This window comes from Streptomyces sp. NPDC015661 (assembly GCF_043077765.1).
Lineage (GTDB): Bacteria > Actinomycetota > Actinomycetes > Streptomycetales > Streptomycetaceae > Streptomyces.
Map to the genome: position 1 here is coordinate 781585 of NZ_JBIBST010000001.1, position 25512 is coordinate 807096.

The following is a 25512-nucleotide window of genomic DNA, read 5'->3' on the forward strand; positions in this document are numbered from 1 at the left end:
GCGCGGCCCGGTCGTAGGGTGGCCCCCGTAAGTGTTACGGGGACCATCGAAGGGTTGACGGACCATGCCTGACCAGGCATTTGACGGAGCGTTCGACGCGGCGGGCGCCGCACCGGGGGACGGTGCGGCGCCCGCCGTGCGTGTCGAGGGGCTGTGGAAGCGTTTCGGACAGCAGATCGCGGTGAACGGGATCGATCTCGTCCTGCCCGCCGGCCGTTTCATCGGGCTCGTGGGGCCCAACGGCGCCGGCAAGACCACGACCCTCTCCATGATCACCGGCCTGCTGCGGCCCGACCACGGACGGATCCTCGTCGCCGGCCACGACGTGTGGGCCGACCCGGAGTCGGTCGCGCGGGTCAAGGCCCGCATCGGGATCCTGCCGGAGGGCCTGCGGCTCTTCGAGCGCCTCTCGGGCCGTGAGCTCCTCGCCTACAGCGGCCGGCTGCGCGGGCTGCCCGGCCCCGAGGTCGACAAGCGGGCCGCGCAGCTCCTCGACGTGCTCGACCTGACCGGCTCGCAGAACAAGCTGGTCGTCGACTACTCGACCGGCATGCGGAAGAAGATCGGCCTCGCGGCCGCGCTCCTCCACAACCCCGAGGTCCTCTTCCTCGACGAACCCTTCGAGGGCGTCGACCCGGTCTCCGCGCAGACCATCCGGGGCGTCCTGGAGCGGTACACCTCCTCCGGCGCGACCGTCGTCTTCTCCAGCCACGTCATGGAGCTCGTCGAGTCGCTCTGCGACTGGGTCGCCGTCATGGCCGGCGGCCGGATCCGCGCCCAGGGCCCGCTGGCCGAGGTGCGGGGCTCGGCGCCCTCGCTCCAGGAGGCGTTCCTGGAGCTCGTCGGCGCGAACGGCCGCGCGGCGGCCGGGGACTCGCTGGACTGGCTGGGCGGCGGGGCGGGCACGGGCACGGGCGGTACGCAGCGATGAGCGCCGCCACCCCTTCCGTACCGGCGACGCCCGCCCCCGTACCGTCCCTCACGTCCGTGTTCGTACGGCTCAAGCTGTCGCTGCTGCGGAACGGGCTGCGGCAGTCCGGCGGGCGGACCGCCGCGTACATCACCTCGATGGTCTTCGGCAGCCTCCTCACCGTCGGCCTGCTCCTCGCCTTCGTGCTGATGCGGGGCAGCGCGGACGCCGACACCGTCGCGGTCCTCGTCACCGGGGTCCTCGCGCTGGCCTGGACGGTCATGCCGCTGTTCATCCCGAGCGGCGACGAGACCCTCGACCCCTCGCGGCTCGTGATGCTGCCCCTGCAGCCCCGGCCACTGGTCCGGGCACTGCTCGTGGCCTCCCTCGTCGGCGTCGGCCCCGTCCTCACCTTCGTCCTGGTCCTGGGCGCGGCCCTGGCCGTCGCCCACGGCGCCGCCGGCACCGTCCTCGCCGTCCTCGCCGTCCCGCTCACGGCGGTGACGTGCGTGGCGCTGTCCCGGGCCGTCGCCGCCGCCAACGTCCGGCTCCTCACCTCCCGCAAGGGCCGCGACCTGGCCCTGCTGAGCGGCCTGGTCATCGCGGTCGGCATGCAGTTCGTGAACTTCGCCGCCCAGCGGCTCGGCCAGGCCGGGGGCCTGGAGTCCCTCGAACCGGCCACGGCCGTCGTCGGCTGGCTCCCGCCGGCCGCCGCGATCGGCGCGGTCGACGCCGCGAGCCGGGGCGACTACGCGGTGGCCGCGGCCCGTCTGCTGCTCACGGCGACCACCCTCGCGGGCCTCGTGCACTGGTGGCAGCGGAGCCTCGTGCGGTTGATGGTCGAACCGGACGGCTCCACGATCGGCGCGGCCTCCGACGCGAAGACCGAGAAGAAGAGCGGTACGGGGCTGCTCGCCCGGATCCTGCCGGCCGGGCGCACCGGCACCGTCATGGAGCGCACCCTGCGGTACGTCTGGCGGGACCCGAAGACGAAGGCGGGCTGGGTGACCTCGCTCGCCGTCGGTCTGATCGTGCCGCTGTTCAACGCCATCCAGGGTGCGGGCTCCGTCTACTTCGCGTGCTTCGCCGCCGGCATGCTCGGCATGCAGATGTACAACCAGTTCGGCCAGGACGGCTCGGCGTTCTGGATGGTCGCGCAGACCATCTCGACCACGGCCGACGCGTACGCCGAACTCCGGGCCCGGGCCCTGGCCCTGCTCTCGGTCACCGTCCCGTTCACGCTGCTCACCACGACGGTGACGGCCGGCGTCCTCGGCGCGTGGTCGCAGCTCCCGCAGGCCTTCGGCCTGGCGCTCGGCCTGCTCGGCGCGATGGTCGGTACGGGCGCGGTGACCTCGGCGGCCTTCCCGTACTCGATCCCCCAGGACAGCGGCTACAAGAACGTCGCGCCGGGGCAGGGCGGCCTGGCCTGGATGTCGATCATGGGCGGCATGATCACGGCCGGCGTGCTGTGCTCCCCGCTCATCGCCGCGACGATCTACCTCCACGTCTCCGACCAGCATTCCCTGCTGTGGCTCCTCCTCCCCGCCGGCCTGCTCTACGGCGCGCTGCTCGTCCTCGCGGGCCTCAAGCTGGCGGCCCCGCGCACGGCGAGGCGGCTGCCGGAGATCCTGGCGTCGGTCAGCAAGGGCTGACGCCTCGGCCCGCCAGCACGCGCGCGAGGGCGGCGCGACCGGCCGGACCCCAGGTCGGCTTCCCGCCCGGGAGGCCGCGGTCGCCGGCGCGGCCGATGCCGATGAGCCCGGCCGCCCGGAGCAGGGCCCAGCCACGGGCGCGACGGACGGCGGCGTCGTCCACGCGCGCGTGGACATTTTCGGGGCCGTCCACGCGCGCGTGGGTCTCTTCGGGGGCGTCCACGCGCGCGTGGGCGCTTTCGGAGGGCTCCTCGGGGCCGCCTTCGGGGCCGTCCTGGCTCCCGTACGCACGGAAGAAGCGTCCCGCCGCGCCCTCCGGCAGGAGCAGCCACGCGGCCGAGAGATCGGTCGCCGGGTCGCCCGCGCAGAGTTCGCCGAAGTCGAGGACACCGGTGAGGGTGCCGTCCGCGACGACGACGTTCGCGGGGTGCAGGTCCCCGTGCAGCCAGACCGGCGGGCCCTGGGGGCCGGGGGCCGCGAGGGCGTCCTCCCACACCCGCCGGACGGCCGCCGGGTCGGCGCACTCCGCCAGGAGCGGGAAGCCGGCCTCGAACCCCGCCACGAACCCCGCGAGGGGAACGCCCCGGTCCGGGTTGGCGGGAGCGTCCTCGGGCGCCTCGCGGTGCAGCGCCCGCAGGAAGCCGCCGAGGGCCTCCGCCGCGTGGTCTCCGCGCGTGACCGGCACGGCGTCGCCCGGCTCGCCCGGGACCCAGCGGGCGACCGTCCAGGTCCCCGGGAAGCGCGCGGACGGCTCCCCGGTGCGCACGGGGGCGGGTACGGGCAGCGGGAGCAGCGGCGCCAGGGCCGGCAGCCAGCGGTGCTCCTTGCGCAGCAGGCCCGGGGCGCGTTCGGTACGGGGCATCCGTACCGCCAACTCGTCGCCGAGCCGCCACATCTGGTTGTCCCAGCCGCCCGGCACGCGCTGCAGCGGCAGCTCCGCCAGGTCCGGGTGCTGGTCGCGGAGCAGCGCCCGTACGAGCCCCTCGTCGAAATCCACGGCGTCCCCCATGATGACTTCTCCGTCCGATCGTCAACCGGCTTGGAGCGTACGCATGGAGGGCCCCGCGACGAGCCGGAGACGGCCGGTGCGGCGCGGCTTCGGACGCCGGTGCCTGCACCCGTACCGGCCGAAATCCCTTTGCCCGGGTGACCGGTGCGGAGGATCCTCCCGGCATGAACCCTTCACCTGAGACGGTCATCGAGCTCGACGGCGGGCTCGTGCTCCGCGCGTTCCGGGGCGAGGCGGACCTGCCGGAGTTCTCCCGGGTCGTCGACGAGTCGGTGGAGCACCTGCGCCCGTGGATGCCGTGGGTCGCCGAGCACGGCAACGGAGAGACCGCCCGCTTCCTGGCGTCCCGGGCGGAACAGTGGGCGAGCGGCGGGGCGTACAGCTACGCGATCGTGCTCGACGGGGCGGTCGTCGGCTCCTGCGGGCTGCACCGGCACGACGACACGCCGGACGGCACGGTCGAGCTCGGCTACTGGCTGCACCCGGCCGCGACCGGCCGGGGCCTCGCGACGCGCGCCGCGCGGGCGCTCGTCGAGCAGGCGTTCCGCCTCCCGGGCGTCACTGCCGTCGAGATCGTCCACGACGTCGCCAACCACGCCAGCGGCGCCGTCCCCTCCCGCCTCGGCTTCACCGCCCACCTCCGCCGCCCGCACGAGCCCACGGCCCCGGCGGAGACGGGCGAGGACCAGGTGTGGCGCCTGAGCCGCTGAACGGCGTTCCCTACGATGCGCGGGTGGCGCGATTCGACGAGGTGAAGACGGCGTTCTGGGGCGAGGGCCGGTACGGGGTCCAGGCACCGCTGACCGACGCGGCCGTCCGGGACGCGGAGGCCCGGCTCGGCGTCCGCCTGCCGGCGTCGCTCCTGGAGCTCCTGCGGGTGCGGAACGGCGGAGACGTGGCGGAGTCGTGGAACGCGTACCCCACGGTCGTACCGACCTCGTGGAGCGACGACCACGTCCCGTTCGACGTGCTGATGGGCATCAGGTGTGTGGACGGCCACGATCTGTCGATCCTCGACTCGACCTACCTGATCGAGGAGTGGGACCTGCCGTCCCCCTGCGTCCTGCTCTCCGGCGACGGCCATACGTGGATCGCACTCGACTACCGGGCGTGCGGAACGGACGGGGATCCGTCCGTCACGTGGTTCGATGCGGACGACGCGTCCGAGCTTTCCCTGGCCCGGGACTTCCGGACCTTCGTCGAGGGGCTGAGGGCGGCGACGTCGTTCGACGACGGAGAGGGCTGAGGGGGCGCCGTTTCCATCGCCCTCCCCTCCTTCGGGGTCTCCCCCGCCGCCTGGGACTCCTTCGTCGCGGCGCTGTGAACGCCGAGGGCCTCCACCCCCGGCCGGGGGTGGAGGCCCTCATCAGGCTCACCGGTCAGAACGCGCCGTTCAGGCCCCACCAGTTGCCGTCCGCGGGTTCGCCCGCCGACAGTGCGCCGGTGCCGAGGCCTCGGTACGAGACCCGCCAGCCCGGGTTGCCCGGGTAGCCGTAGATGACGTACGCGCTGTTGGTGATCGTCCCGAGGTCGACGCGGCCGTCGCCGCTGAAGTCACCGACGGCGATGAACGTGTCCATCACGTTCCAGCCGCCGGAGCCGATCAGCTTGCGCGCGCCCAGGGTGCCGGTCGAGGTGCCCGGGTACAGCCACAGCTTCCCGGTGGACGCCTCGCGGGCCATCAGGTCGACGCGGCCGTCGCCGTTCGTGTCGCCGGGTCCGGCCAGGGCGTTCATGCTGTTCCAGCCGCCAGTGCCGATCAGTTTGCGGGCGCCCAGGGTGCCCGTCGAGGTGCCCGGGTACAGCCACAGCTTGCCCGTGGACCTCTCGACGGCCAGGAGGTCGGCGCGGCCGTCCCGCGAGAGGTCGCCGACGGCGGTGATCCTGGTCATGCCGTTCCAGCCGCCGGTGCCGATCAGCTTGCGGGTGCCGAGCGAGCCCGTGCCCGTACCGGGGTAGAGCCACAGCTTGCCCGTCGACTTCTCGCGGGCGATGACGTCCTCGCGGCCGTCGCGGCTGAAGTCACCGTGACGGACGAGTGCGTTCATTCCGTTCCAGCCACCGCTGCCGATCATCCGGCCGGAGCCGTCGCCCGGCAGGAACCACAGCCGGCCCGCCAGGTCACGGACGATGACGTCGGCCTTGCGGTCGGCGTTCATGTCGCCGAACCCGGCCGCACGCGGAGACGTCTCCGCGTACCACCACGGGTAGGCGTTGTCCGAGCACTCGCGTTCCGTGCTGACGAGTTTCAGCGAGCTGGTGCTCGGGGTCGGGTCGCCGTCGTAGCCGTTGCCGTCCATCGGGTCCAGGGACCAGTAGGTGCCGAGAGCGTAGTTCTCCTTGTCGTAGAGGCAGACGATCTTCGAGGTCCGGTTGACCTGCGACTTGAACGTGTTGTTCCACGCCCCCAGGGTCGGCAGCGACTTGTTCGTCTTGAACATCGTGCCCGTGGCGTTGTCCGACTTCCAGGCGCAGAAGTAGCCCCTCGGGCAGTCGCTGCTCGCCGCCTGCGCGGGGGCGGCGGTCGCCGCCCCGAGGACCCCCAGGGTCGCCAGGCCCAGCAGTGACGCCAGGCCGCGTTTCATCACCGTACGCAAAACTTTCCCTCCCCAAGGCCGTGCGCGGGGACGGTGTCCGCCCCCGCGCACGGGTTTCAGTTCGCGTCGGGCATCAGAACGCGCCGTTCAGGTCCATCCAGTTCGCGTCCTCGGGAGCGCCCGGGTTCAGCGCGCCCGTGCCCTTGCCGGAGTAGAGGACCAGACAGCCCACTCCGCGGCATCCCTCGCCAACGTAGTTGCTGTTGGTCACGGTGGCGAGGTCGTTTCGGCCGTCGGCGTTGAAGTCGCCGACCGCGAGGAACGAGGCCATGACGTTCCAGCCGCCGGAGCCGATCAGGACGCGCGAGCCGACACCGCCCGTGGCGGTGCCCGGGTAGAACCACAGCTTGCCCGTGGAGCCCTCGCGGGCGATCAGGTCGGCCCGGCCGTCGCCGTTCATGTCGCCCGGCGCGACCAGCGCGTTCATCGCGTTCCAGCCGCCGCTGCCGATCAGCTTGCGCGTGCCGACGCCGGTGCTCGTGCCCGGGTACAGCCACAGCTTGCCCGTGGACTTCTCGACGGCGAGGAGGTCCGAGCGGCTGTCGCCGGTCAGGTTGCCGAAGGCGGTGATCTGGTTCATGCCGTTCCAGCCGCCGGAGCCGATCAGCTTCCGCGTGCCGACGGCGCCGGTGCCCGTGCCCGGGTACAGCCACAGCTTCCCGGTGGACGCCTCGCGGGCGATGACGTCCTCGCGGCCGTCGCCGGTGAAGTCGCCGTGGCGGCTGAGGGCGTTCATGGCGTTCCAGCCGCCGCTGCCGATCAGGCGTCCGGTGTTGTCACCCGGCAGGAACCACAGGCGGCCTGCCTTGTCGCGGACGATGACGTCCGACGTCCTGTCGGCGTTCATGTCGCCGAAGCCCGCCGCCTTGGGGGCGGCGTACGCGTGCCACTCCGGGTACGCGGGCAGGACGCACTCGCGCTCGGTGGGGACGAACTTCAGCGAGCTGACCGAGTTGCTGCCGGGGCCGCCCCACTCGCTGCCCGAGGGGCTCGAAGCCCAGACGGAGGTGCCGCCGTTGACGTCGTAGTTCGGGGCGTCGTACAGGCAGGCGAACTTGCTCGTGCGGTTCACGACCGAGCGGAACGTGTTGTCCCAGGTCCCGAGCGTCGCCGTGTTCACGTTCGTCTTGTACATCGTGCCGGTGCCGTTGTCGGTCTTCCAGGCACAGAAGTAGCCGGACGGGCAGTCGCTGACGGCGGCCTGCGCCGGCGCCACGCCCGCGCCGAGGAGGCCGAGCGAGGTGAGCCCCAGCGTCGTGGCCACCGTGGCCACGCGCCGCAGCAAGGAATTGCGCATTGAGTTCCCTCCCACCGGCGCGGAGACGTGCTGCTCGACGCGCCGTGGGAGGGACCGTACCGCGCCGGGTCTCCCGCGTCACCGTAGGGGTCCCGTTTCCGGAATGCCTCGTTCCTTGGGTCTCCGGGTCAGGGGGTCAGCACCCCGTTCAGGAAGGGCTCCACCGCCTCGCTCCAGGCCTCCGGGTGGGTGTAGTGGAGGAGGTGGCCGGCGTCGGGGATCTCCGCGTACGCCCCGTGGGGCAGGACCCGGACCATCTCCTGGGCCTCGGCGCGGCCCAGTTCGCCGTCGAGGCCGCGGACGACGAGGGTGGGGCAGCGGACCTGGGCGAGGGAGTCCCAGTGGGCGTCGTGGACCCAGGTCTCGCGGGAGGTCAGCATCTGCTCCGGGTCGAAGACCGGGCGCCAGCCGTCGGGGTGCTCGGCCATCACCTCGGCGAAGAACGCGCCCCGCGCCGGGTTCGGGGTCTCCACCCAGGGGTCCTCGTCGCCGAACCAGCGGTGGACCGCCTCCAAGGAGGGGAAGGGCGCGGGCCAGTCACGGAACCAGTCCTGCCAGGCGCGCTGCGAGGCCGCACCGAGGGCCGAGGCACGCATGTCGCAGATGACGAGGGCGCGGACGAGGTCGGGACGCTCGGCGGCCAGCTGCCAGGCGGTCAGGGCGCCCATGGAGTGGCCGACGAGGGTGACGGGGCCGAGTCCGAGCTGCTCGACGACGGCGGCGGCGTCCGCCACGTACGCCTCGCGCGTGAAGGGGCCGCCGGCGGGCTTCTCGCTCGCGCCGTGTCCGCGCTGGTCGAGGGCGACGATCCGGTGGCCGCCGGTGAGGCGGCGGACGGCGGGGGCCCAGTGGCCCGCGTGGCCCATCAGGCCGTGGAGGAGTAACACCCCGGGGGCGGGAGCCTGCGGTCCGGGGGCCTGCGGGGCTCGTGCGGGGCGGGGGACGGGCCGGCCGCCGGGGCGCCCCGCGGTGTCCGGGCCGGGCTGCGGGACGATCCCCGGCCCGCCGGGCCCGGCCGTGTGGTCCCAGGCCGCCAGCCGGACGCCGTCGGCCCCGGTGACGTCGAGTCGTCGCACCATGGATCCGGCACCCCCTCTTTTCCGTCGAACCTCGCCAGACTATCGAACTCGCATTCGAAAATGCGCTCCTGCCACACAACACCCCTCGTTCGAGTGACAGGGCTCAAGGATTGACGCGCGCTGCCGAGGGGAGATCTTGAACGGGAGGCGGACCGCTCGGGGAAAAACGGTCCGAGGGGAATGACCTTGAGAGCTCGGGGCTCCAGGTCAGCACAGGGGAGGACAGGCCCCGGCGCCGGAAGGCGCCGGGGCCCTCTGCCGTCCGCGGTCCGCGATCCCCTGCCGTCCGTAGCCCTCATGGCCCCACCCCCGCACCCGCTCAACGCCCCGCCCCCACCAGCGTGGCACGGCAAGGGCGTGGGCGTGGCGATTCCGGCGTAAAACGGGGCGCACGACGGTTCGTTGACCCGCCGAGGCCGAGCCGATACGGGTTCGTGACCCCACCCCGTACAACCAACGCCCCGGACTGTGGATCAATCTGATCATGCTCAGTTCACAGGTCCTCGCGAAGGGCGACGCCGACGCGATCCTCGACCCCGACGTCCTCACCCTCAAGCGCGACCGGCTGATCACCCGCATCCCCCTGGCCGTCGTCCAGGAGGTGCACGCGCGCGGCGACAAGGCCGTCGAGGTCGTCCTCACCGACGGCGCCACCCACCGCATCGAGGGCGGCAACGCGTACGCCACCAGCGCCTTCCTCACCGCCCTGACCAACGCCCTGCCCGAAGAACGCGACCCGGCCGGCAGCGCCCTCGTCACCACCGAGGAGGACGGGTTCACCCTCAAGATGTGGCAGGCGTGGACCGGGGGCGCGGCGATCGTCGCCGCCTACGGCGGCTACGTCTGGTGGACCACGTCCGCGCACGGCGGCGGCATGGGATTCGCCGCCTTCTTCGGACTCTTCGCACTGCTCATCGGCCTGCTCTCCACCGGGGGCGTGATCGCGAGCGTCATCGACAAGGTGGTCCTCGCCCGGCGCGGCATCATCGTCGTCGCCAAGCGCGCGTACTACCCGAACGGCAAGAAGACCCGGTACTACACGTTCACCGACACCAGCGGCAACGAGTACCAGCAGGACGCCCCCCACCGCGTGACGGAGAACATCCACGTCGTCTACGACCCGGAGAAGCCGGCCCGGCACGCCGCCCGCGAGACGGTCTTCATGATCGTCCTGAAGCACACCTCCGGCGGCGCCCCCGTCACGTACGGACGACCGCGCGAGCTCAGCGCTTCGCGACGAACACGTGCGCCGCGACCTCCGCGTCCAGCTCCGCCGCCTCGCCGCTGCTGCCCACCAGGACACCGCCCGGCGACTCCGACACCGACACCACCGAGCCGGGCTGCACGCCCGCCCTCCGCAGCGTGTACATCAGCTGGGCGTCCGTCTGGATCGGCTCGCCGATCCGGCGCACGACCACCGTCTTGCCGCCGCTCGCGTCCAGGTCGGCGAGGGACACCATCGAGTCGTCGAGGAAGGCCTCGGCCTCCGCCTTCTCGCCCAGCTCCTCCAGACCCGGGATCGGGTTCCCGTACGGCGACTCCGTCGGGTGCCGCAGCAGCTCCAGGACCCGCCGCTCCACGGCCTCGCTCATCACGTGCTCCCAGCGGCAGGCCTCGGCGTGGACCTGCTCCCACTCCAGGCCGATCACGTCCACGAGCAGACACTCCGCGAGACGGTGCTTGCGCATCACCCGGGTGGCGAGACGACGGCCCTCGTCCGTGAGTTCCAGATGGCGGTCACTCGCCACGGCCACCAGGCCGTCGCGCTCCATCCGGGCCACTGTCTGGCTCACCGTCGGGCCGCTCTGGTCGAGCCGCTCGGCGATGCGGGCACGCATCGGGACCACACCCTCCTCCTCGAGCTCGAGGATGGTGCGGAGATACATCTCCGTTGTGTCGATCAGTCCGGACATACGTGCCCCTCGATGAGTCGTGCGCTGGCCCTGCCCCAATTCTTGCGCATCGGACCGACAACCGGGCCGCGCCGGGTGAGGCGGTATTGACAGAGCAATGGTCCAGACCGCACCGTGATCGGCGACCACGAGGACGAGAAGGAGCCGCCGCCATGGGCGAGAGCAAGCTGGCCGGACAGTTCTTCGACGCCGCGATCGGCCTGCTCCAGCAGGTGCGCGACGGGGACTCCGCCGAGATCGCCGAAGCCGGAGCGGCGATCGCCCGAGCCGTCGCGAACGGCAACCGGCTCTTCGCCTTCGGCGCCGGACACTCCTCGCTCGCCGCCCAGGACGTCGTCTACCGGGCCGGCGGCCTCGCCCTGATGAACCTGCTCGCCGTCCCCGGGGTCGTCGGCGTCGACGTCATGCCGGCCACCCTCGGCTCTGCCCTGGAGCGCGTCGACGGCCTCGCCGGAGCGGTCCTCGACTCCTCCCCCGCCAAGGCCGGCGACGTCCTGATCATCATCTCCCTCTCCGGGCGCAACGCACTGCCCGTGGAGATGGCCATGAACGCCCGCGCGCTCGGCCTCACCGTCATCGGCGTCACCTCCGTGGCGTACGCCACGGAGACGAAGTCACGGCACGTCTCGGGGACGTACCTCAAGGACCACTGCGACATCGTCCTCGACTCGAAGATCGCCATCGGGGACGCCGAGCTCACCCACGAGGGCATCGAGGCACCCTTCGCACCCGCCTCCACCGTCGTCACCAGTGCCCTCATGCAGGCCACGATGGCCGCCGCCGCCGAGGAACTCGTACGCCTCGGCATCGAGCCTCCGCTGCTGCGTTCCGGCAACGTCGACGGCGGCCACGAGTGGAACGGGCGCGTGATGAGCGAGTACGGGGACCGGATCTTCTACCGGCGCTAGGCCGGACCGGCACCGGGCCGGACCGACGCTGGGCCGGACCGGTGTCAACAACGCTCGTGATCAATACAACTAGGCCGTCCGGTGCGGGGCCCGTGCGTGCCTCGGGCTCCGCCGGCTCGCCGCGATCTGGGTCATGCCGATGAGCTCCAGGAAGTTCCCGATGAAGGCGAGCCACGGGTCGCGCTCCACGGCACCGACGTGGAGCGCGTAGTACGTGACCACCGAGGCGAGCAGGCCCACGCCCACCAGTACGGCGCCGAAGCCGTAGAGCCGGGGCTGCCGGACGCTCCGGCGCGCCGGGGGGATCATCCATCCCGTACGGAACGCGGCCACGCCCATCGCGATCGCCAGCACGCCCAGAGGCACGCACACACCCAACAGCCACGCCACCATGACGGCCCCCACAGAGTTCCCGGACGTGGGCCCATCGTCGTCCCGCCGCACCGGTCCCGCCATGCCGGAACCCGGCAGGATCCGGCCCCCCTTCGTTGCCCGTCAGTGCCGGTCGAGCACCTGCGTCACCCGCGTGAAGCCGTCCGCGCCGTACCCCCGGTCCACCGCCCGGAGCGCCAGCGCCTCCGCCGCGCGCATGACGCTCGCGTCGATGCCGTGCGCCTCGGCCGCGTGCACCACGTGCGTCATCGTCGAGACGGCCGAGGTCAGCGGATTGCCCTCGCCCGAGTACGAGCCGCCGTCCACGTCCTCCGCCCACTCCTCGAACAGCGGCGGCAGGATCGCCCCGATGCCCTGCGCGAACGGCGCGACCTCCCGCGCCGAGATCCCCTCCGCGCGGGCCACCGCGAGGGCGTGCACGTACCCCGCCATCGACGTCCAGAAGATGTCGAGCAGCGCGATGTCGTACGCCGCCGCCCGGCCGATGTCCTCGCCGAGGTGGGTGTGGACACCGCCCAGCGCATCGAGCACGCGCCGGTGCTCCTCGTACAGCGCCGCCGGGCCGCTGTGCAGGAACACGCCGGCCGGCGTCCCGATGCTCGGCGTCGGCGTCATGATGGCGCCGTCCAGGTAGCCGACGCCGTGCTCCGCCGCCCAGCGGCCGGTGTCCCGGGCCCGCTCCGGGACGTCGGCGCTCAGGTTCACCACGGTCCGGCCCTTGAGCGCGTCCGTGACCGCCGGCTGCCGCAGTACGGAGTCCGTGGCGTCGTAGTTGACCAGGCAGATCACCGTGAGCGCACTCGCCGCGACCGCCTCCTCCGCGCTCGCGGCCAGGACCGCGCCCCGCGCACCGAGGTCACCCTCCCTGCCCGGGGTGCGGTTCCACACGGTGGTCCGCACCCCGGCGTCCAGGAACGCGCCGGCCAGCGCACGGCCCATCGGCCCTAGACCGAGGACGGTGACCGAAAACCGCTCGTCGGAAGAAGACACGGACGAAGACACGGAAGAAGACATGACGGAACTCCCTTGCACATACGTGAGATACAGAGACGACTGAAGAAGGAGAGGGACGCGCATGACACGCCTCCGGGCCCAGGACACGAACGTCTGCGGCGTGACCGCCGCGATCGCCGTGATCGACGGCAAGTGGAAGACGTCGCTGCTGTGGCTGCTGGAATCCGGCCCGCACCGGCCCGGTGAACTGCGCCGCAGGCTCCCCGAGATCAGCGAGAAGGTGCTGACGCAGGCGCTGCGGGAGATGGAGACGGACGGTCTCGTGCACCGCGAGGTGCACGACGTGCTGCCGCCGAAGACCGTCTACTCGCTGACGGAGTTCGGGCTCGAACTCTCCGTACTGCTCGGCCCGTTGTCGGACTGGGGCCATCGCCGGATCGACCGGCTGACGGCGGCACGGGCCGCCTCCTGAGGCCCCGCCGATCCCCTCTCCGTCCGGGCCACGCCCAGGCTCTCCCGGACCCGGGACGGCCCACAAGTACCCACAAAAAAGTGGGTGTACGGCGCGGCTAGGGGGCCTCGGCGAGGTCGAGGGCCGCCGCCACCCGGGACGCCACCGCCTCCGCGTACACCACGTCCTCGCGCTCGAAGGGCGCCCGGCAGGCGGCCCGCAGGAAGGTCAGGACGCCGAGGGTCCGGCCCCGGGAGCGCAGGACCACGCACAGGGCGTGCGCCGCGTCCCCCGGCCACTGGTGGGCCTCCGCCCACACCTCGGCGGTCCGGCCCGCGCTCGCCCGCACCGTGCCCACCCGGTCCCAGGCCTGGAGCGCCGGGTGCCGCGGCCCGTACCGCAGCGGGATGCCGCCGCCCACGACGGGCGAGGACGGGCCGGGGGCGCCGCCCGCCGGGGTGGCCAGGGCGCGGGTGAGGCGCCGCTCCCCCGCCGGACGGTCGACCAGGGCGTGATCGGCGAACCCGGCCAGGGCGAACTCGAGCAGGACCGTCGCCGCCTCGGCCGGGTCCTCGCACTCCGCGGCCGCCGTGCCCGCCCGGTGCAGCTGGCTCCACCGGAACCGCAGCCGGTCCGCCTCGCGCGCCGCGAGCCGCTCCTCCGTGACGTCCTGGAACAGCCAGGCGACACCCAGCGGCACGGGCTCCTCCGCCATGGGCGACGAGAGCCGCAGGAAGCCGCTGCGCCAGCACCGGCGCCGCTCCCCCGAGGAGGTCCTGAGCGTCACCCACACCTCGGCGGGCGCGGGCGGCGTGCCCTCGGCCAGGACGTGCTGGAGGGCGCCCTCCAGGTCCTCCGCGCCGTGCACGACGACGTCCCCGAGGGGCCGCCCGAGCAGGGCCGTACGGCCGGTCCCGAAGGCGCGGGCGGCGTGACCGTTGATGACGGCGGGCCGCAGATCGGCGTCGACGAGCACGACGCCCCAGGAGGCGTCCTCGAACAGCGCCTCGCTCAGGGCGACCGACCGCTCCAGGTCGAGCTGGACGTGGACCTCGCTGAACGCGCAGTACACCCCGGCGGGGGTGCCGTCGGCGCCCCGCACCCCGGCGGCCTGGCTCCGCACGAGAACCCGCCCGCCGTCCTTCCGCAGCAGCACGAACTCATGGACCTGGCGCCCGGGCCCCTTCATGGCCCCCATCAGCCGGCCCAGGGTCTCCTCGGCGTCCGCGCTCCGCGCGGCCCACCCCTCGAACCCGCGCCGCCCGACGGCCTCCCCGGCGGACCAGCCGAGAATCCGCTCGGCCTCCCGGTTCCAGTGCGTGACCGTCCCGTCGGCGTCGAACGCGCAGAGCGCCGCGTCCATCCCGTCGAGCAGGGCGGCCAGCAGATCGGCCCCCGCCCCCGGGACGGAGACGTCATCGCTCGTGGCCCCCGTGAATGCACTCATCCAGGCACCCCCCATGCTGCGACCATTCAACTGGAACGTGACGTGGAGCACACCCCTGTTCCGCGAATTGAATAAATGGGTTGAGGTGCGCGCGGAGGCTTCCTAGGGTGTGGGTACACGCGAAAGGAGGTGATCCGAAAAAATGGTTTCTTTTCGGACTCGTGAGGTGACTGCGGGCTAAGGCCTGCCAGTCGCACTCTGTGCACCTCGGCAGGCCTTCTGCCGAACACCAACGCAGTCACCCGACCCGTGAGTCGCCGGCAGTCCGGCCGGCAGGCATCCGTCCGAACCTAGGCGGACGGCGCCAAGACTCACGGGTCGCCTGCGTTCCCGGGGCCGGTCACGGCGCCAGGCGCTCCACCCGCCACGTCCCGTCGTCCTCGTGGACGTAGCGGAGGCGGTCATGGAGGCGGTTCTCGTGGCCCTGCCAGAATTCGACCGTCTCGGGGACGACGCGGATGCCGCCCCAGGACGGCGGGACCGGGACCTGTTCGCGGTCCGGGTAGCGGGTGGCCAGTTCGTCGTAGCGGGCCAGGAGGTCCGCCCGGGAGGCGATCACCTGGGACTGGGGGCTCGCCCAGGCGCCCAGCTGGGAGCCGTGCGGGCGCGTGCGGAAGTAGGCGACCGTCTCGTCGCGGCCGACGTGGACCGCGCGGCCGGTGACGATGACCTGGCGGGCCAGGGGGTGCCAGGGGAAGAGGAGCGAGGCGTACGGGTTCGCCGAGAGTTCCCTTCCCTTGCGGGACTCGTAGTTGGTGAAGAAGACGAAACCGGCCTCGTCGTAGTGCTTCAGGAGGACCGTGCGGGACGACGGGCGGCCTTCGGGGGTCGCCGTCGAGACGATCATCGCGTTCGGCTCGTGGATCGCCGGATTCGCGGCGGTCTCCTTGAACCAGCGTGCGAACTGTCCGATGGGTTCGGGCGCGAGGTCGGCCGCGGACAGCTCCGTGGTGCGGTACTGCTCGCGCATGTCGGCGGGATCCAGGGCGTCGGTCACGGGATCGGTCACAGGGTCATCCTGCCGCAGCGGCCCAGTCTGCCCGGCACCGGCGGGCGCTAATCCTCTCTGCCCGGATCGGCGCAGTGTGCCGGATGTCACGCTTCCCCGCATCATCGGAACCGTACAGACTCTTCCGCTGGATGACTGTTGATTCCCCACCATCGACCAACACGGTTGATCGATCATCGATAGAGGAGCCGCCTGATGTCCGACTTCGTACCCGGGCTCGAGGGAGTCGTCGCGTTCGAGACGGAGATCGCCGAACCCGACAAGGAGGGCGGCGCCCTCCGCTACCGCGGGGTCGACATCGAGGACCTCGTCGGTCACGTCTCCTTCGGGAACGTCTGGGGTCTCCTCGTCGACGGCGCGTTCAACCCGGGCCTGCCGGCCGCCGAGCCCTTCCCGATCCCGGTCCACTCCGGTGACATCCGCGTCGACGTGCAGTCCGCGCTCGCGATGCTCGCGCCCGTGTGGGGCCTCAAACCGCTTCTCGACATCTCCGCCGAGCAGGCCCGCGACGACCTCGCCCGCGCGGCCGTCATGGCCCTCTCGTACGTCGCGCAGTCCGCGCGCGGCCAGGGCCTCCCGATGGTTCCGCAGAGCGAGATCGACAAGGCCGAGTCCGTCGTCGAGCGCTTCATGATCCGCTGGCGCGGCGAGCCCGACCCGAAGCACGTCAAGGCCGTCGACGCGTACTGGACCTCCGCGGCCGAGCACGGCATGAACGCCTCCACGTTCACCGCGCGTGTCATCGCCTCGACGGGGGCCGACGTCGCCGCCTCCCTCTCCGGTGCCGTCGGCGCCATGTCCGGTCCCCTGCACGGCGGCGCGCCCTCCCGCGTCCTGGGCATGATCGAGGAGATCGAGCGGACCGGCGACGCCACCGCGTACGTGAAGCAGGCCCTCGACCGGGGCGAGCGCCTCATGGGCTTCGGCCACCGCGTCTACCGCGCCGAGGACCCCCGCGCGCGCGTGCTCCGTCGTACCGCCAAGGAGCTGGACGCCCCTCGGTACGAGGTGGCCGCCGCGCTGGAGAAGGCCGCCCTGGACGAGCTGCACAACCGGCGCCCCGACCGTGTCCTCGCGACGAACGTCGAGTTCTGGGCGGCCATCGTGCTGGACTTCGCCGAGGTCCCCGCGCACATGTTCACGTCGATGTTCACGTGCGCGCGTACGGCCGGCTGGTCCGCCCACATCCTGGAGCAGAAGCGCACCGGCCGCCTCGTGCGCCCCTCGGCCCGCTACACGGGTCCCGGCCAGCGGGACCCGCGCGAGATCGAGGGCTACGCCGACATCAGCGGCTGAGGCCGTCAGACCAGCTGGGCCTGGTGCTCGTGCGCGAGCAGCAGGTCCGCGTGGTGGCGGGCCGTCGTCAGCGGGTGGGCGCGGAGCTTGCCCTTCAGTTCGTTGCGGCCGTACTCGGCGAACAGCGGGTTCGCCGGGTCGGTCGTGACGCCGGGCGCCCGGTCCGCGAACGGGAACTGGAGCGGCGCGATCCGGGCGTCGAGCCGGGGGTTGTAGAAGAACGGCACGGAGAATCGTTCCGTCGCCCCGGGCGGCGACACCACCCGGTGGTTCGTCGCGATCAGGTAGCCGTTCGTGGCGACCTCCAGGAGCTCGCCCAGGTTCACGACGAACGCGCCGGGCAGCGGCGGCACGTCGTGGAACTCGCCGTCCTCGCGCTGCACCTGGAGCCCGCCGACCTGGTCCTGGAGCAGCAGCGTGAGGAAGCCGTAGTCCTTGTGCGCGCCGACGCCCTGGTCGTCGCCCTCGCCGCTGCTGCCCGGGTAGCGCACCAGCTTGAGGTGCGGGTGGGCGCGCGGGCCGAAGATGTCGTCGTAGAAGTCCTGGGGCGCGCCGATGGAGGCGAGCAGCTCGTGCAGGAGGCGCTCGGCGACGCCGCTGAGGCGGTCGATCCAGTGCAGGGCGGCCGTGCGGAGCTCGGGAAGGGCGGCGGGCCACTGGTTGGGGCCTTCGAGCCACCAGTACGGGGCTTCCCAGGGGGCCGGTTCGCGGGCGGGCCGCTCGGCGCCGATGTCGAGCTGGTCGCGCCAGTCGCGGGCGCCGGCGGTGCGCTCGTCGCCGATGCGCGTGTAGCCGCGGAAGTGCGGAGAGTTGATGTTGTCGAGGGCGAGCCGCTCGGCCTCGGGCAGCGCGAAGAAGGCGTGCATGGCCGAGGTCAGGGCCTGCGTCTCGGCCGGGGTGATGCCGTGCCCGATGAGCTGGAAGAAACCCACGTCGTGGGCGGCCGAGTGCAGCTGCGCGTGGAGCAGCTTCCGGGCCTGGGGGTCACGGTCGGCCGCCGAGAGGTCGACGATGGGGAGCTGCGAGGAGTACGAGCTGTTCGTCATGTGTATGCATCCGCGGGGTATACGGGTGCCCGGGGCGGCCGCCAAGGGTGGGGCGGGGGCCACGGGTGCCGGTCGGCTTGGTGCTCGGACGAGGGACCGCGGGGGTGTGGAGTGGTACCCCGGAGGTCAGGCGGAGCGGCGACAGCCCATGCTCGTGACGCGGACGTAGTCCACGTGGCGACGGCGTACGAGCAGAGGCATGGAGTCAGCGTACTGCGGTGCCGAGCGGGCGACTGTGGTCCCCGTCACGTCCTGTCCCGGGATGGCTCAAAGTCTGTTCAAAGTGGCGGGCTTGCGCGAAGATCGCCGCCATTGCGTGTTCGGTACACGCCAAGCTTCCCGTCACCGCATCCCATCGCAGGAGGATGTCCATGACCCGCCGCACCTCTCGTGGCCTGGCCGCCGCGGCCGCCGTCACCGTGGCCACGGCCACCGCGGCGCTGCTCCCGTCCGCGGGGGCCTCCGCCGCCACCGCGCCGCAGGCCCGCGTCTTCATGGTGAACCCGGTCCAGTCCTCGGGCGACCAGTCCCTCACCGACCACAAGGACGCGGCGAGCGACGTCCCCGCCTCCGCGTACGCCCTCGCGACGCTGCGCAACCTCGACGCGAGCGGCGGCCTGTCCGGCAAGTGGGCCGCCGTCCGCTCGGAGACCGGCAACCCCGCGAAGGCCGCCGACGCCGCCGCGTACGACCGCTCGGACGACGAGTTCGAGCAGGTCATGGCGTACTTCTGGGTCAACGAGGCGCAGGAGTACCTGCAGGGCCTCGGCTTCGGCACCGAGCTGCGCGGGGCGAACGACCGGGTGCAGCCGGTCCGCCTCAACCAGTGGGGCGCCGACAACTCCTTCTTCACGGACAAGAAGGCCGAGATCCGCTTCGGCAAGGGCGGTGTGGACGACGCCGAGGACGCCGAGGTGATCGTCCACGAGTACGGCCACGCGGTGCACAACGCGCAGGTGCCCGGTTTCGGCACCTCCGCGGAGGCCGGCGCGATCGGCGAGGCCTTCGGCGACTACCTGGCCGTGGAGGTCGGCTCGAACGCGGTCACCAAGTACGGCTGGCCGATGAAGACCGACCTGGCCTGCGTCGCCGACTGGGACTCCACCGGCTACAGCGCGGCCCCGCACTGCCTGCGCCGGATCGACGGCACCAAGACCTACGCGGACTGGGCGGGCGAGGTCCACGCGGACGGCGAGATCTGGTCCCGCGCCCTCTTCGACATCCGGAACAAGCTCGGGGCCCGCACGGCCGACCGGATCATCGTGAACGCGCAGTTCGGCTTCGCCGCCGACACCAGCTTCAAGGACGCGGCGCTGACGACGGTCGCGACCGCGCAGAAGATGTACGGGACGCAGGCCGCGGCCGCGGTTCGCGACGCCTTCCGCGCCCGCGCGATCCCGGGCGTCTAGTCGCTGAGCGCCTCGCTCACCAGCCGCGCCCACTGGGACACCACTCGTTCCCGGCGGGCGCGGTCGTCTGTCAGGAGGGTGGCGAGGCCCAGGCCGCGGGCCATGTCCAGGAGGCCCTGGACGGTCTCGCGGACGCCGGGGCGGGACTCGTCGGCGCCGAGCACCTCGACGGCGATGCGGTGGGACTCGCGGCCGACGCGGGCCTCCAGCTCGGTGACCCGCTCGCGGAGCTGCTCCTCTCCGGAGGCGGCGACCCACAAGTGGAGCGCGGCGCGGAAGAGGGGCCCGGTGTAGAGGCCGACGAGGGCGGCGACGGCCCGTTCGCGGTCGTCCGTGCGGACCGCCCGCAGGGCCTGTGAGCGTTCCTCCGCGACGTACTCGACGGCGGCGGTGAACAGGTCCTCGCGGGTGGGGAAGTGGTGCTGGGCGGCGCCCCGGGAGACGCCGGCGCGTTCGGCGACGACGGCGACCGTGGAGCCCGCCCAGCCGTGCTCGGCGAGGCAGGACACGGCTGCTTCGAGCAGCCGCTGCCGGGTGGCGCGGCTGCGGTCCTGCTTGGGGTTCCGGTCGGGCTTGGGTGCGGTCAGAGCCGCCATGCGGGGTCCCGTCGTTCGAGGAAGGCCGTCATCCCCTCGCGCGCCTCGGCGGAGGCGAAGAGCGTGGCCGACCTCTGGACCAGGTCCTCCGCGTCGCGTTCGAAGGTCTCCAGGACTCTAGCGGTGACCAGTCGTTTCGCCTCCCGCAGGCCCTGCGGGGACGCGGCGCGGAGGGAGTCGAGGATGCGGTCCAGTTCCTGGTCCGAGGCGGTCACGAGGCCCATGGCGACGGCCTCGGGGACGCCGAAGCGCTCGCCCGTCAGGTAGTGCCGGGCGGCCGCGCGCGGCTCCAGCCTGGGGAGCAGGGTGAGGGAGATGACGGCGGGCGCGACCCCGATCCGTACCTCGGTGAGCGCGAAGTCCGCGCCCTCGCCCGCCACCACGATGTCGGCCGCGCCGAGCAGGCCGAGGCCGCCGGCGCGGGTGTGGCTGCCGGGGGCGACGTGGGCGACGACGGGTTTCGGCAGCTCGACGATCTGGCGGAGCAGGTCGACGAAGGCGTACGGGCTGGGCGGTGCCTTCAGGTCGGCCCCCGCGCTGAACGTGGAGCCGGTGTGGGTGAGCACCACCGCCCGTACGGCCGGGTCCTTGCCGCAGGCGGTGAGGGCGTCGGCGAGCTCGGTGACGAGCGGGGCGGAGAGCGCGTTGCGGGTGTCCGGGGAGTTCAGGGCGAGGGTGGTGATGCCCCGCTCCTCGGTGACGTCGATCAGGGGCAGAGTCATGCGCGGTCCCTCAGTTCCCTTCGGAGGATCTTCCCGGACGCTGCCCGGGGGACGGTGTCGATGAACTCCACGGCGCGGACCTTCTTGTACGGGGAGACGCGCGCGGCGACGTGCGCGACGACCTCCTCGGCGGTGAGGCCGGGCGCGGTGGGCTGGCGGACGACGAAGGCCTTGGGGATCTCGGTGCCGTCGGCGTCGGTGACGCCGATGACGGCGGCGTCGGCGACGCCCTCGTGGGTGAGGAGGAGCGCTTCGAGTTCGGCGGGGGCGACCTGGAAGCCCTTGTACTTGATCAGCTCCTTCACGCGGTCGACGACGAAGAGCCAGCCGTCGTCGTCGACGCGTCCGATGTCGCCGGTGTGGACCCAGCCGTCGGCGTCGATCATGGCGGCGGTGGCGTCGGGCCGGCCGAGGTAGCCCTTCATGACCTGGGGTCCGCGGATGGCGATCTCTCCGTCCTCGCCGGGTGCGGCGTCCTTGGCGGGGTCGTCGAGGGAGAGGATCCGCATCTCGGTGGAGGGCAGGAGCCTGCCGACGGTGCCGGGCGGGGGCGCCGGGGCGTCGAGCGGGACGACGTGGGTGCCGGGCGACAGCTCCGTCATGCCGTACGCCTGGCTGACCGGAGGGAGCCCGAGCCGGGCGGAGCAGGCCTCGGCGAGGGCGGCGTCCAGGGGGGCGGCGGCACTGACGACGTACTCCAGGGAGGACAGGTCGTAGTCGGCGACGGCCGGGTGCTTGGCGAGGGCGAGAACGATCGGCGGGGCCACGTACAGACCGTTGATGCGATGGGTCTGGATGGCGCCGAGGAAGGTGTCGAGGTCGAAGCGGGGCAGGACGACGACGGTGGCGCCGGAGCGGAGGGGCGCGTTCATGAGGGCGGTGAGCCCGTAGATGTGAAAGAAGGGAAGGACGGCGAGGATCCGGTCGCCCGGCCCCATGGGGATGACGGGCTCCAGCTGCGCCAGGTTGGTGGCGATCGAGGCGTGGGTGAGCATGACGCCCTTGGGTACGCCGGTGGTGCCGGAGGAGTACGGGAGGGCGGCGACGTCCTGACCGGGGTCGATGTCGACGGCGGGGACGGCTCCGGTGGACCCGAGGAAGTCCTGGAGCGACCGCGTCCCCTCCCCTTCCTCGGCCCGGTCGCAGACGAAGATCTCCTCGATCCCGCCGGCGAGTTCGGCCGCCGCGCGGGCGGAGGCGAGCAGCGGGGACACGGTGACGATCCAGCGCGCGGACGAGTCGCGGAGCTGCTTGGCGAACTCCTCGGGCGTGGCGAGCGGGTGCACGGTGGTGACGGCGGCACCGGCGCGCGTGGCGGCGTAGAAGGCGATGGGGAAGAGCACGGTGTTGGGGCTGTGCAGGGCGAGCACGTCCCCCTTCCGCACCCCGGCCTCGGCGAGCCCGGCGGCGACCCTCCGGTGAAACGCGTCGACCTGCCCGTACGTGAGGGTCAGCTCCCCGGCCCCGTCGATCAGGGCGGGGGTGTCGCCGAACTCGGCGGCGCGCCCGAGGACGGCGTCGTGAATGGGCAGGGAGACGGTGGGAACGGGCTCGTACGCGCTGTGGAACACCATGCGTGTGCCTCCTGGGGAGGTGGAAGGTGATCGCCAGGATCGCTGCTGCGGGCGGTACTTGGGGAGACCTCGTCGGTACGGAACCTCGTCCGTACGGAACCTCGTCCGTACGGAACCTCGTCGGTGCGGAGACCTTGTCGGTACCCAGGACCGGGGTCACCGCGCTGCCCGAGGGGCGCGGCGACCCCCGGCACGCTCAGTACGACTTGGGCAGGCCCAGTGTCTGGTGGGAGACGTAGTTCAGGATCATCTCCCGGCTCACGGGGGCGATCCTCGCCACCCGGGCCGCCGTGATCAGGCGTGCCAGGCCGAATTCGCGGGTGAGGCCGTTGCCGCCGAGGGTGTGGACCGAGGTGTCGACGGCCTTCACGCAGGCTTCCGCCGCCGCGTACTTCGCCATGTTCGCGGCCTCGCCGGCGCCCATGTCGTCGCCCGCGTCGTAGAGGGCCGCGGCCTTCGCCATCATCAGGCGGGCCAGTTCGAGTTCGATGTGGGCCTCGGCCAGCGGGTGCGCGATGGCCTGGTGGGAGCCGATCGGGGCCTTCCAGACCTGGCGCTCCTTCGCGTACTTCACCGCCTGCGCGAGGGCGTACCGGCCCATGCCGATGGCGAAGGCCGCCGTCATGATCCGCTCCGGGTTGAGGCCCGCGAAGAGCTGGAGCAGGCCCGCGTCCTCGTCGCCCACCAGCGCCTCGGAGGGCAGGTGCACGTCGTCGAGGGTCAGCTCGAACTGCTTCTCGTTCGCGTCGAGTTCCATCTCGATGTGGCGGCGCCCGAAGCCAGGGGTGTCGCGCGGGACGATGAACAGGCAGGGCTTCAGGTTCCCCGTGCGGGCGTCGGACGTCCGGCCCACGATGAGCGTGGCGTCCGCGATGTCCACGCCCGAGACGAAGACCTTGCGGCCGTTCAGGACCCAGCCTTCCTCGGTGCGCGTGGCCGTCGTCGTGATGCGGTGCGAGTTCGAGCCCGCGTCGGGCTCCGTGATCCCGAACGCCATCGTCTTCGACCCGTCCGCGAGCCCCGGCAGCCAGGCCCGCTTCTGCTCCTCCGTCCCGAAGCGGGCGATGACGGTGCCGCAGATCGCGGGCGAGACCACCATCATCAGCAGCGGCGCGCCGGCCGCGCCCGCCTCCTCCAGGACGATCGACAGCTCGGCCATGCCGCCGCCCCCGCCGCCGTACTCCTCGGGCAGGTTCACGCCCAGGTAGCCGAGCTTGCCCGCCTCGGCCCAGAGCTCGGCCCGGTCGAAGCCGGGTCCGTGGCGGTGGCCGAGCGCGGAGACGGCGGCGCGGAGTGCGGTGTGCTCGGGGGAATCGACGAGGGTGCTCATGCGGGGTCTTCCTCCTGTGCTTCGGTCGGGGCGTGTTCCTGTACGACGGCGGTTTCCTGTTCGGTTTCCTGTACGACGGCCAGCAGGGCGCCCACCTCGACCTGGCGGCCGGGGGCGGCGTGCAGCGCGGTGAGCGTGCCGGAGGCGGGGGCGACGACCCGGTGCTCCATCTTCATGGCCTCGAGCCAGAGCAGCGGCTGCCCGGCGGTGACCCGGTCGCCGACGGCCAGGCCGTCCGCGACGCGGACGACGGTGCCGGGCATCGGGGCGAGCAGCGAGCCGGGTGCCGACTGGTCGCGCGGGTCGGTGAAGCGGGGGCGGACGCTGAGGCGGTGGCCGCCCGCGTGGACCGTGTCCGCGTACACGGCGACCGCGAAGTGCCGTACGACTCCGGCCACTTCGAGGCTGACGGAGTCGGGCTTCGCGTCCACCACGCGTACGCCCTCCGGGGACGTGACCTCGTAGCCGCCGTCCCTCGTCGGCCGGTAGCGGATCTCGTGGTCTCCGTACGTCCGTGTCTCGTCCTGCGAGCGGAGGTTGCGCCAGCCGCCGCCGAACCGGCCCGCGCGGGACGAGGCGTCGGCGATCGCGGCGGCCACGGCCGCGTGCTCCTCGCCCTGCGCCGGGGCCGTGAGGCCGGGCAGGTTCCGGTCGTAGAAGCCGGTGTCGAGGGCATCGGCGCCACGGGCGTACTCGGGGTGCCTGAGCGAGGCGACCAGCAGGTTCCTGTTGGTGACCGGCCCGTGGACCACCGCCCGCTCCAGGGCGTGGGTGAGCTTGCGGAGGGCCGCCTCCCGGGTCTCGGCGTGGACGATCAGCTTCGCGAGCATCGGGTCGTAGTGGACGCCGATCGTGTCCCCCGAGGCGTATCCGGTGTCGACGCGCACTCCCCCGGCGACCTCGAAGCGGTGCAGGACGCCCGTCTGCGGGGCCCAGCCGCGTGCCGGGTCCTCGGCGTAGAGCCGGACCTCGACGGCGTGGCCGCGCGGGGCCGGGGGTTCCGGGGGGAGCGGACGGCCCTCGGCGACGGCCAGCTGGAGGGCGACGAGGTCGACGCCGTACACCTCCTCGGTGACCGGGTGCTCGACCTGGAGGCGGGTGTTCATCTCCAGGAAGTGCGCCCGCCCGTCCGCGACGAGGAACTCGACCGTGCCCGCGCCCACGTAGCCGACGGCCTTCGCCGCCGCCACCGACTGCCGGTACAGCGACTCGACGAGGCCGGGCGGAAGGCCGGGCGCGGGGGCCTCCTCGACGACCTTCTGGTGCCGGCGCTGGAGGGAGCAGTCGCGGGTGCCGAGGGCCCAGACCGTGCCGTGGGTGTCGCAGAGGAGCTGCACCTCGACGTGACGGCCGTTCTCCACGTACGGCTCGACGAAGACCTCTCCGTCGCCGAACGCGCTCGCGGCCTCCGCCGAGGCCGCCTTCAACTCCTCGGGGAGGTCGGCGAGTTCCCGGACGATCCGCATGCCGCGGCCACCGCCGCCCGCCGCCGCCTTCACCAGGACGGGCAGGTCGGCCTCGGTGACGTCCGTGAGCGGCTCGATCCCGAGGAGTTCCTTCGCGCGGGTCTTCGACGCCATCGCCTCGATCGCCGCCGGCGGCGGGCCGATCCAGACCAGGCCCGCGTCGGTCACGGCGCGCGCGAAGTCGGCGTTCTCGGAGAGGAAGCCGTACCCGGGGTGGACGGCGTCGGCGCCCGCCGCGAGCGCCGCCTTCACCACGAGGTCGCCGCGCAGGTACGTCTCCGAGGGCGCGGCCCCCGGCAGCCGTACCGCCGCGTCGGCCTCCCGGACGTGCAGGGCGCCCGCGTCCGCGTCGGAGTACACGGCGACGGTGGAGATGCCCAGGTCACGGCAGGTGCGGAAGACCCGGCAGGCGATCTCGCCCCGGTTCGCGACCAGTACGGTCGAAATCATC

Annotated in this window: 24 protein-coding genes; 8 read left to right on the forward strand and 16 right to left on the reverse strand. The window is 72.6% G+C overall.

Annotation, left to right across the window (positions count from 1 at the left end):
• Positions 1–64: 64 nt before the first annotated feature.
• Positions 65–931, forward strand: a complete 867-nt coding sequence (locus tag ACF07V_RS03730; protein WP_392151221.1) for an ABC transporter ATP-binding protein — start codon at positions 65–67, stop codon at positions 929–931.
• Positions 928–2565 (forward strand): transporter, encoded by a 1638-nt coding sequence (locus tag ACF07V_RS03735; RefSeq protein WP_392151222.1) that lies wholly within the window; start codon positions 928–930, stop codon positions 2563–2565. The genes ACF07V_RS03730 and ACF07V_RS03735 overlap by 4 nt, the downstream gene beginning before the upstream one ends.
• On the opposite strand, the gene ACF07V_RS03740 is transcribed toward ACF07V_RS03735, so the two are convergent.
• Entirely contained in the window at positions 2552–3574 is a 1023-nt protein-coding gene (locus ACF07V_RS03740; protein WP_392151223.1) for an aminoglycoside phosphotransferase family protein, read from the reverse strand. The two genes, ACF07V_RS03735 and ACF07V_RS03740, sit on opposite strands and share 14 nt — an antisense overlap.
• A gap of 164 nt (positions 3575–3738) precedes the next feature.
• On the opposite strand from ACF07V_RS03740, the gene ACF07V_RS03745 reads away from it, so the two are divergent.
• Both ACF07V_RS03745 and ACF07V_RS03750 read left to right on the forward strand, forming a co-directional pair.
• Positions 3739–4284: a GNAT family N-acetyltransferase gene (locus ACF07V_RS03745; protein WP_392151224.1), complete on the forward strand. Its 546-nt coding sequence runs from the start codon at positions 3739–3741 to the stop codon at positions 4282–4284.
• Positions 4285–4307: 23 nt separating this feature from the next.
• On the forward strand, positions 4308–4820 hold the full coding sequence (locus ACF07V_RS03750) for an SMI1/KNR4 family protein (RefSeq protein WP_392151225.1): 513 nt from the start codon (positions 4308–4310) through the stop codon (positions 4818–4820).
• Positions 4821–4953: 133 nt separating this feature from the next.
• Here the strand turns inward: ACF07V_RS03750 and ACF07V_RS03755 are convergent, their stop codons facing one another.
• The 5 genes from ACF07V_RS03755 to ACF07V_RS03775 all read right to left on the reverse strand — a co-directional run bounded on the left by ACF07V_RS03755 (position 4954) and on the right by ACF07V_RS03775 (position 10460).
• Positions 4954–6159: an FG-GAP-like repeat-containing protein gene (locus tag ACF07V_RS03755; protein WP_392151226.1), complete on the reverse strand. Its 1206-nt coding sequence runs from the start codon at positions 6157–6159 to the stop codon at positions 4954–4956.
• Positions 6160–6244: 85 nt separating this feature from the next.
• Positions 6245–7468 carry an FG-GAP-like repeat-containing protein gene (locus ACF07V_RS03760; protein ID WP_392151227.1) on the reverse strand — a complete coding sequence of 408 codons (1224 nt, stop codon included), beginning with the start codon at positions 7466–7468 and terminating at the stop codon, positions 6245–6247.
• Positions 7469–7596: 128 nt separating this feature from the next.
• Positions 7597–8547, reverse strand: a complete 951-nt coding sequence (locus ACF07V_RS03765; RefSeq protein ID WP_392151228.1) for an alpha/beta fold hydrolase — start codon at positions 8545–8547, stop codon at positions 7597–7599.
• 493 nt (positions 8548–9040) lie between these two features.
• Complete coding sequence (locus ACF07V_RS03770; RefSeq protein WP_392151229.1) at positions 9041–9727, reverse strand: hypothetical protein; 687 nt, start codon at positions 9725–9727, stop codon at positions 9041–9043.
• A 43-nt stretch (positions 9728–9770) separates the two neighbouring features.
• Positions 9771–10460: a metal-dependent transcriptional regulator gene (locus tag ACF07V_RS03775; RefSeq protein ID WP_053644941.1), complete on the reverse strand. Its 690-nt coding sequence runs from the start codon at positions 10458–10460 to the stop codon at positions 9771–9773.
• 152 nt (positions 10461–10612) lie between these two features.
• Here ACF07V_RS03775 and ACF07V_RS03780 point away from each other — a divergent pair, with 152 nt between their 5' ends.
• Positions 10613–11368 carry an SIS domain-containing protein gene (locus ACF07V_RS03780; RefSeq protein WP_392151230.1) on the forward strand — a complete coding sequence of 252 codons (756 nt, stop codon included), beginning with the start codon at positions 10613–10615 and terminating at the stop codon, positions 11366–11368.
• A 69-nt stretch (positions 11369–11437) separates the two neighbouring features.
• On the opposite strand, the gene ACF07V_RS03785 is transcribed toward ACF07V_RS03780, so the two are convergent.
• Complete coding sequence (locus tag ACF07V_RS03785; protein ID WP_392151231.1) at positions 11438–11734, reverse strand: hypothetical protein; 297 nt, start codon at positions 11732–11734, stop codon at positions 11438–11440.
• 129 nt (positions 11735–11863) lie between these two features.
• Entirely contained in the window at positions 11864–12775 is a 912-nt protein-coding gene (locus ACF07V_RS03790) for an NAD(P)-dependent oxidoreductase (protein ID WP_392151232.1), read from the reverse strand.
• A 61-nt stretch (positions 12776–12836) separates the two neighbouring features.
• Here ACF07V_RS03790 and ACF07V_RS03795 point away from each other — a divergent pair, with 61 nt between their 5' ends.
• Positions 12837–13187 (forward strand): winged helix-turn-helix transcriptional regulator, encoded by a 351-nt coding sequence (locus ACF07V_RS03795; RefSeq protein WP_392151233.1) that lies wholly within the window; start codon positions 12837–12839, stop codon positions 13185–13187.
• Between the two features lie 97 nt (positions 13188–13284).
• Here the strand turns inward: ACF07V_RS03795 and ACF07V_RS03800 are convergent, their stop codons facing one another.
• Positions 13285–14613 (reverse strand): PAS domain-containing protein, encoded by a 1329-nt coding sequence (locus ACF07V_RS03800; protein WP_392151234.1) that lies wholly within the window; start codon positions 14611–14613, stop codon positions 13285–13287.
• Positions 14614–14953: 340 nt separating this feature from the next.
• Positions 14954–15583 (reverse strand): pyridoxamine 5'-phosphate oxidase, encoded by a 630-nt coding sequence (pdxH, locus tag ACF07V_RS03805; protein ID WP_392151374.1) that lies wholly within the window; start codon positions 15581–15583, stop codon positions 14954–14956.
• 234 nt (positions 15584–15817) lie between these two features.
• Between pdxH and ACF07V_RS03810 the strand changes: the two genes are divergently transcribed.
• Positions 15818–16918 carry a citrate synthase 2 gene (locus ACF07V_RS03810; protein WP_392151235.1) on the forward strand — a complete coding sequence of 367 codons (1101 nt, stop codon included), beginning with the start codon at positions 15818–15820 and terminating at the stop codon, positions 16916–16918.
• A 5-nt stretch (positions 16919–16923) separates the two neighbouring features.
• Here the strand turns inward: ACF07V_RS03810 and ACF07V_RS03815 are convergent, their stop codons facing one another.
• The gene (locus ACF07V_RS03815; RefSeq protein WP_392151236.1) at positions 16924–17964 is read right to left on the reverse strand and encodes an isopenicillin N synthase family dioxygenase; all 1041 of its coding nucleotides are present in this window, start codon (positions 17962–17964) and stop codon (positions 16924–16926) included.
• A 371-nt stretch (positions 17965–18335) separates the two neighbouring features.
• Between ACF07V_RS03815 and ACF07V_RS03820 the strand changes: the two genes are divergently transcribed.
• Positions 18336–19373: a M4 family metallopeptidase gene (locus ACF07V_RS03820; protein ID WP_392151237.1), complete on the forward strand. Its 1038-nt coding sequence runs from the start codon at positions 18336–18338 to the stop codon at positions 19371–19373.
• On the opposite strand, the gene ACF07V_RS03825 is transcribed toward ACF07V_RS03820, so the two are convergent.
• The 5 genes from ACF07V_RS03825 to ACF07V_RS03845 all read right to left on the reverse strand — a co-directional run bounded on the left by ACF07V_RS03825 (position 19370) and on the right by ACF07V_RS03845 (position 25511).
• A complete protein-coding gene (locus ACF07V_RS03825) occupies positions 19370–19969 on the reverse strand; it encodes a TetR/AcrR family transcriptional regulator (protein WP_392151238.1) in 600 nt (199 codons plus the stop codon). The genes ACF07V_RS03820 and ACF07V_RS03825 overlap by 4 nt on opposite strands.
• The gene (locus tag ACF07V_RS03830) at positions 19957–20691 is read right to left on the reverse strand and encodes an enoyl-CoA hydratase family protein (protein WP_392151239.1); all 735 of its coding nucleotides are present in this window, start codon (positions 20689–20691) and stop codon (positions 19957–19959) included. Before ACF07V_RS03830 ends, ACF07V_RS03825 begins: the two co-directional genes overlap by 13 nt.
• Positions 20688–22265 (reverse strand): AMP-binding protein, encoded by a 1578-nt coding sequence (locus tag ACF07V_RS03835; RefSeq protein ID WP_392151240.1) that lies wholly within the window; start codon positions 22263–22265, stop codon positions 20688–20690. Before ACF07V_RS03835 ends, ACF07V_RS03830 begins: the two co-directional genes overlap by 4 nt.
• 196 nt (positions 22266–22461) lie before the next feature.
• Positions 22462–23595 carry an acyl-CoA dehydrogenase family protein gene (locus ACF07V_RS03840; protein ID WP_392151241.1) on the reverse strand — a complete coding sequence of 378 codons (1134 nt, stop codon included), beginning with the start codon at positions 23593–23595 and terminating at the stop codon, positions 22462–22464.
• Positions 23592–25511 (reverse strand): biotin carboxylase N-terminal domain-containing protein, encoded by a 1920-nt coding sequence (locus ACF07V_RS03845; protein WP_392151242.1) that lies wholly within the window; start codon positions 25509–25511, stop codon positions 23592–23594. The genes ACF07V_RS03840 and ACF07V_RS03845 overlap by 4 nt, the downstream gene beginning before the upstream one ends.
• Position 25512 lies beyond the last annotated feature (1 nt).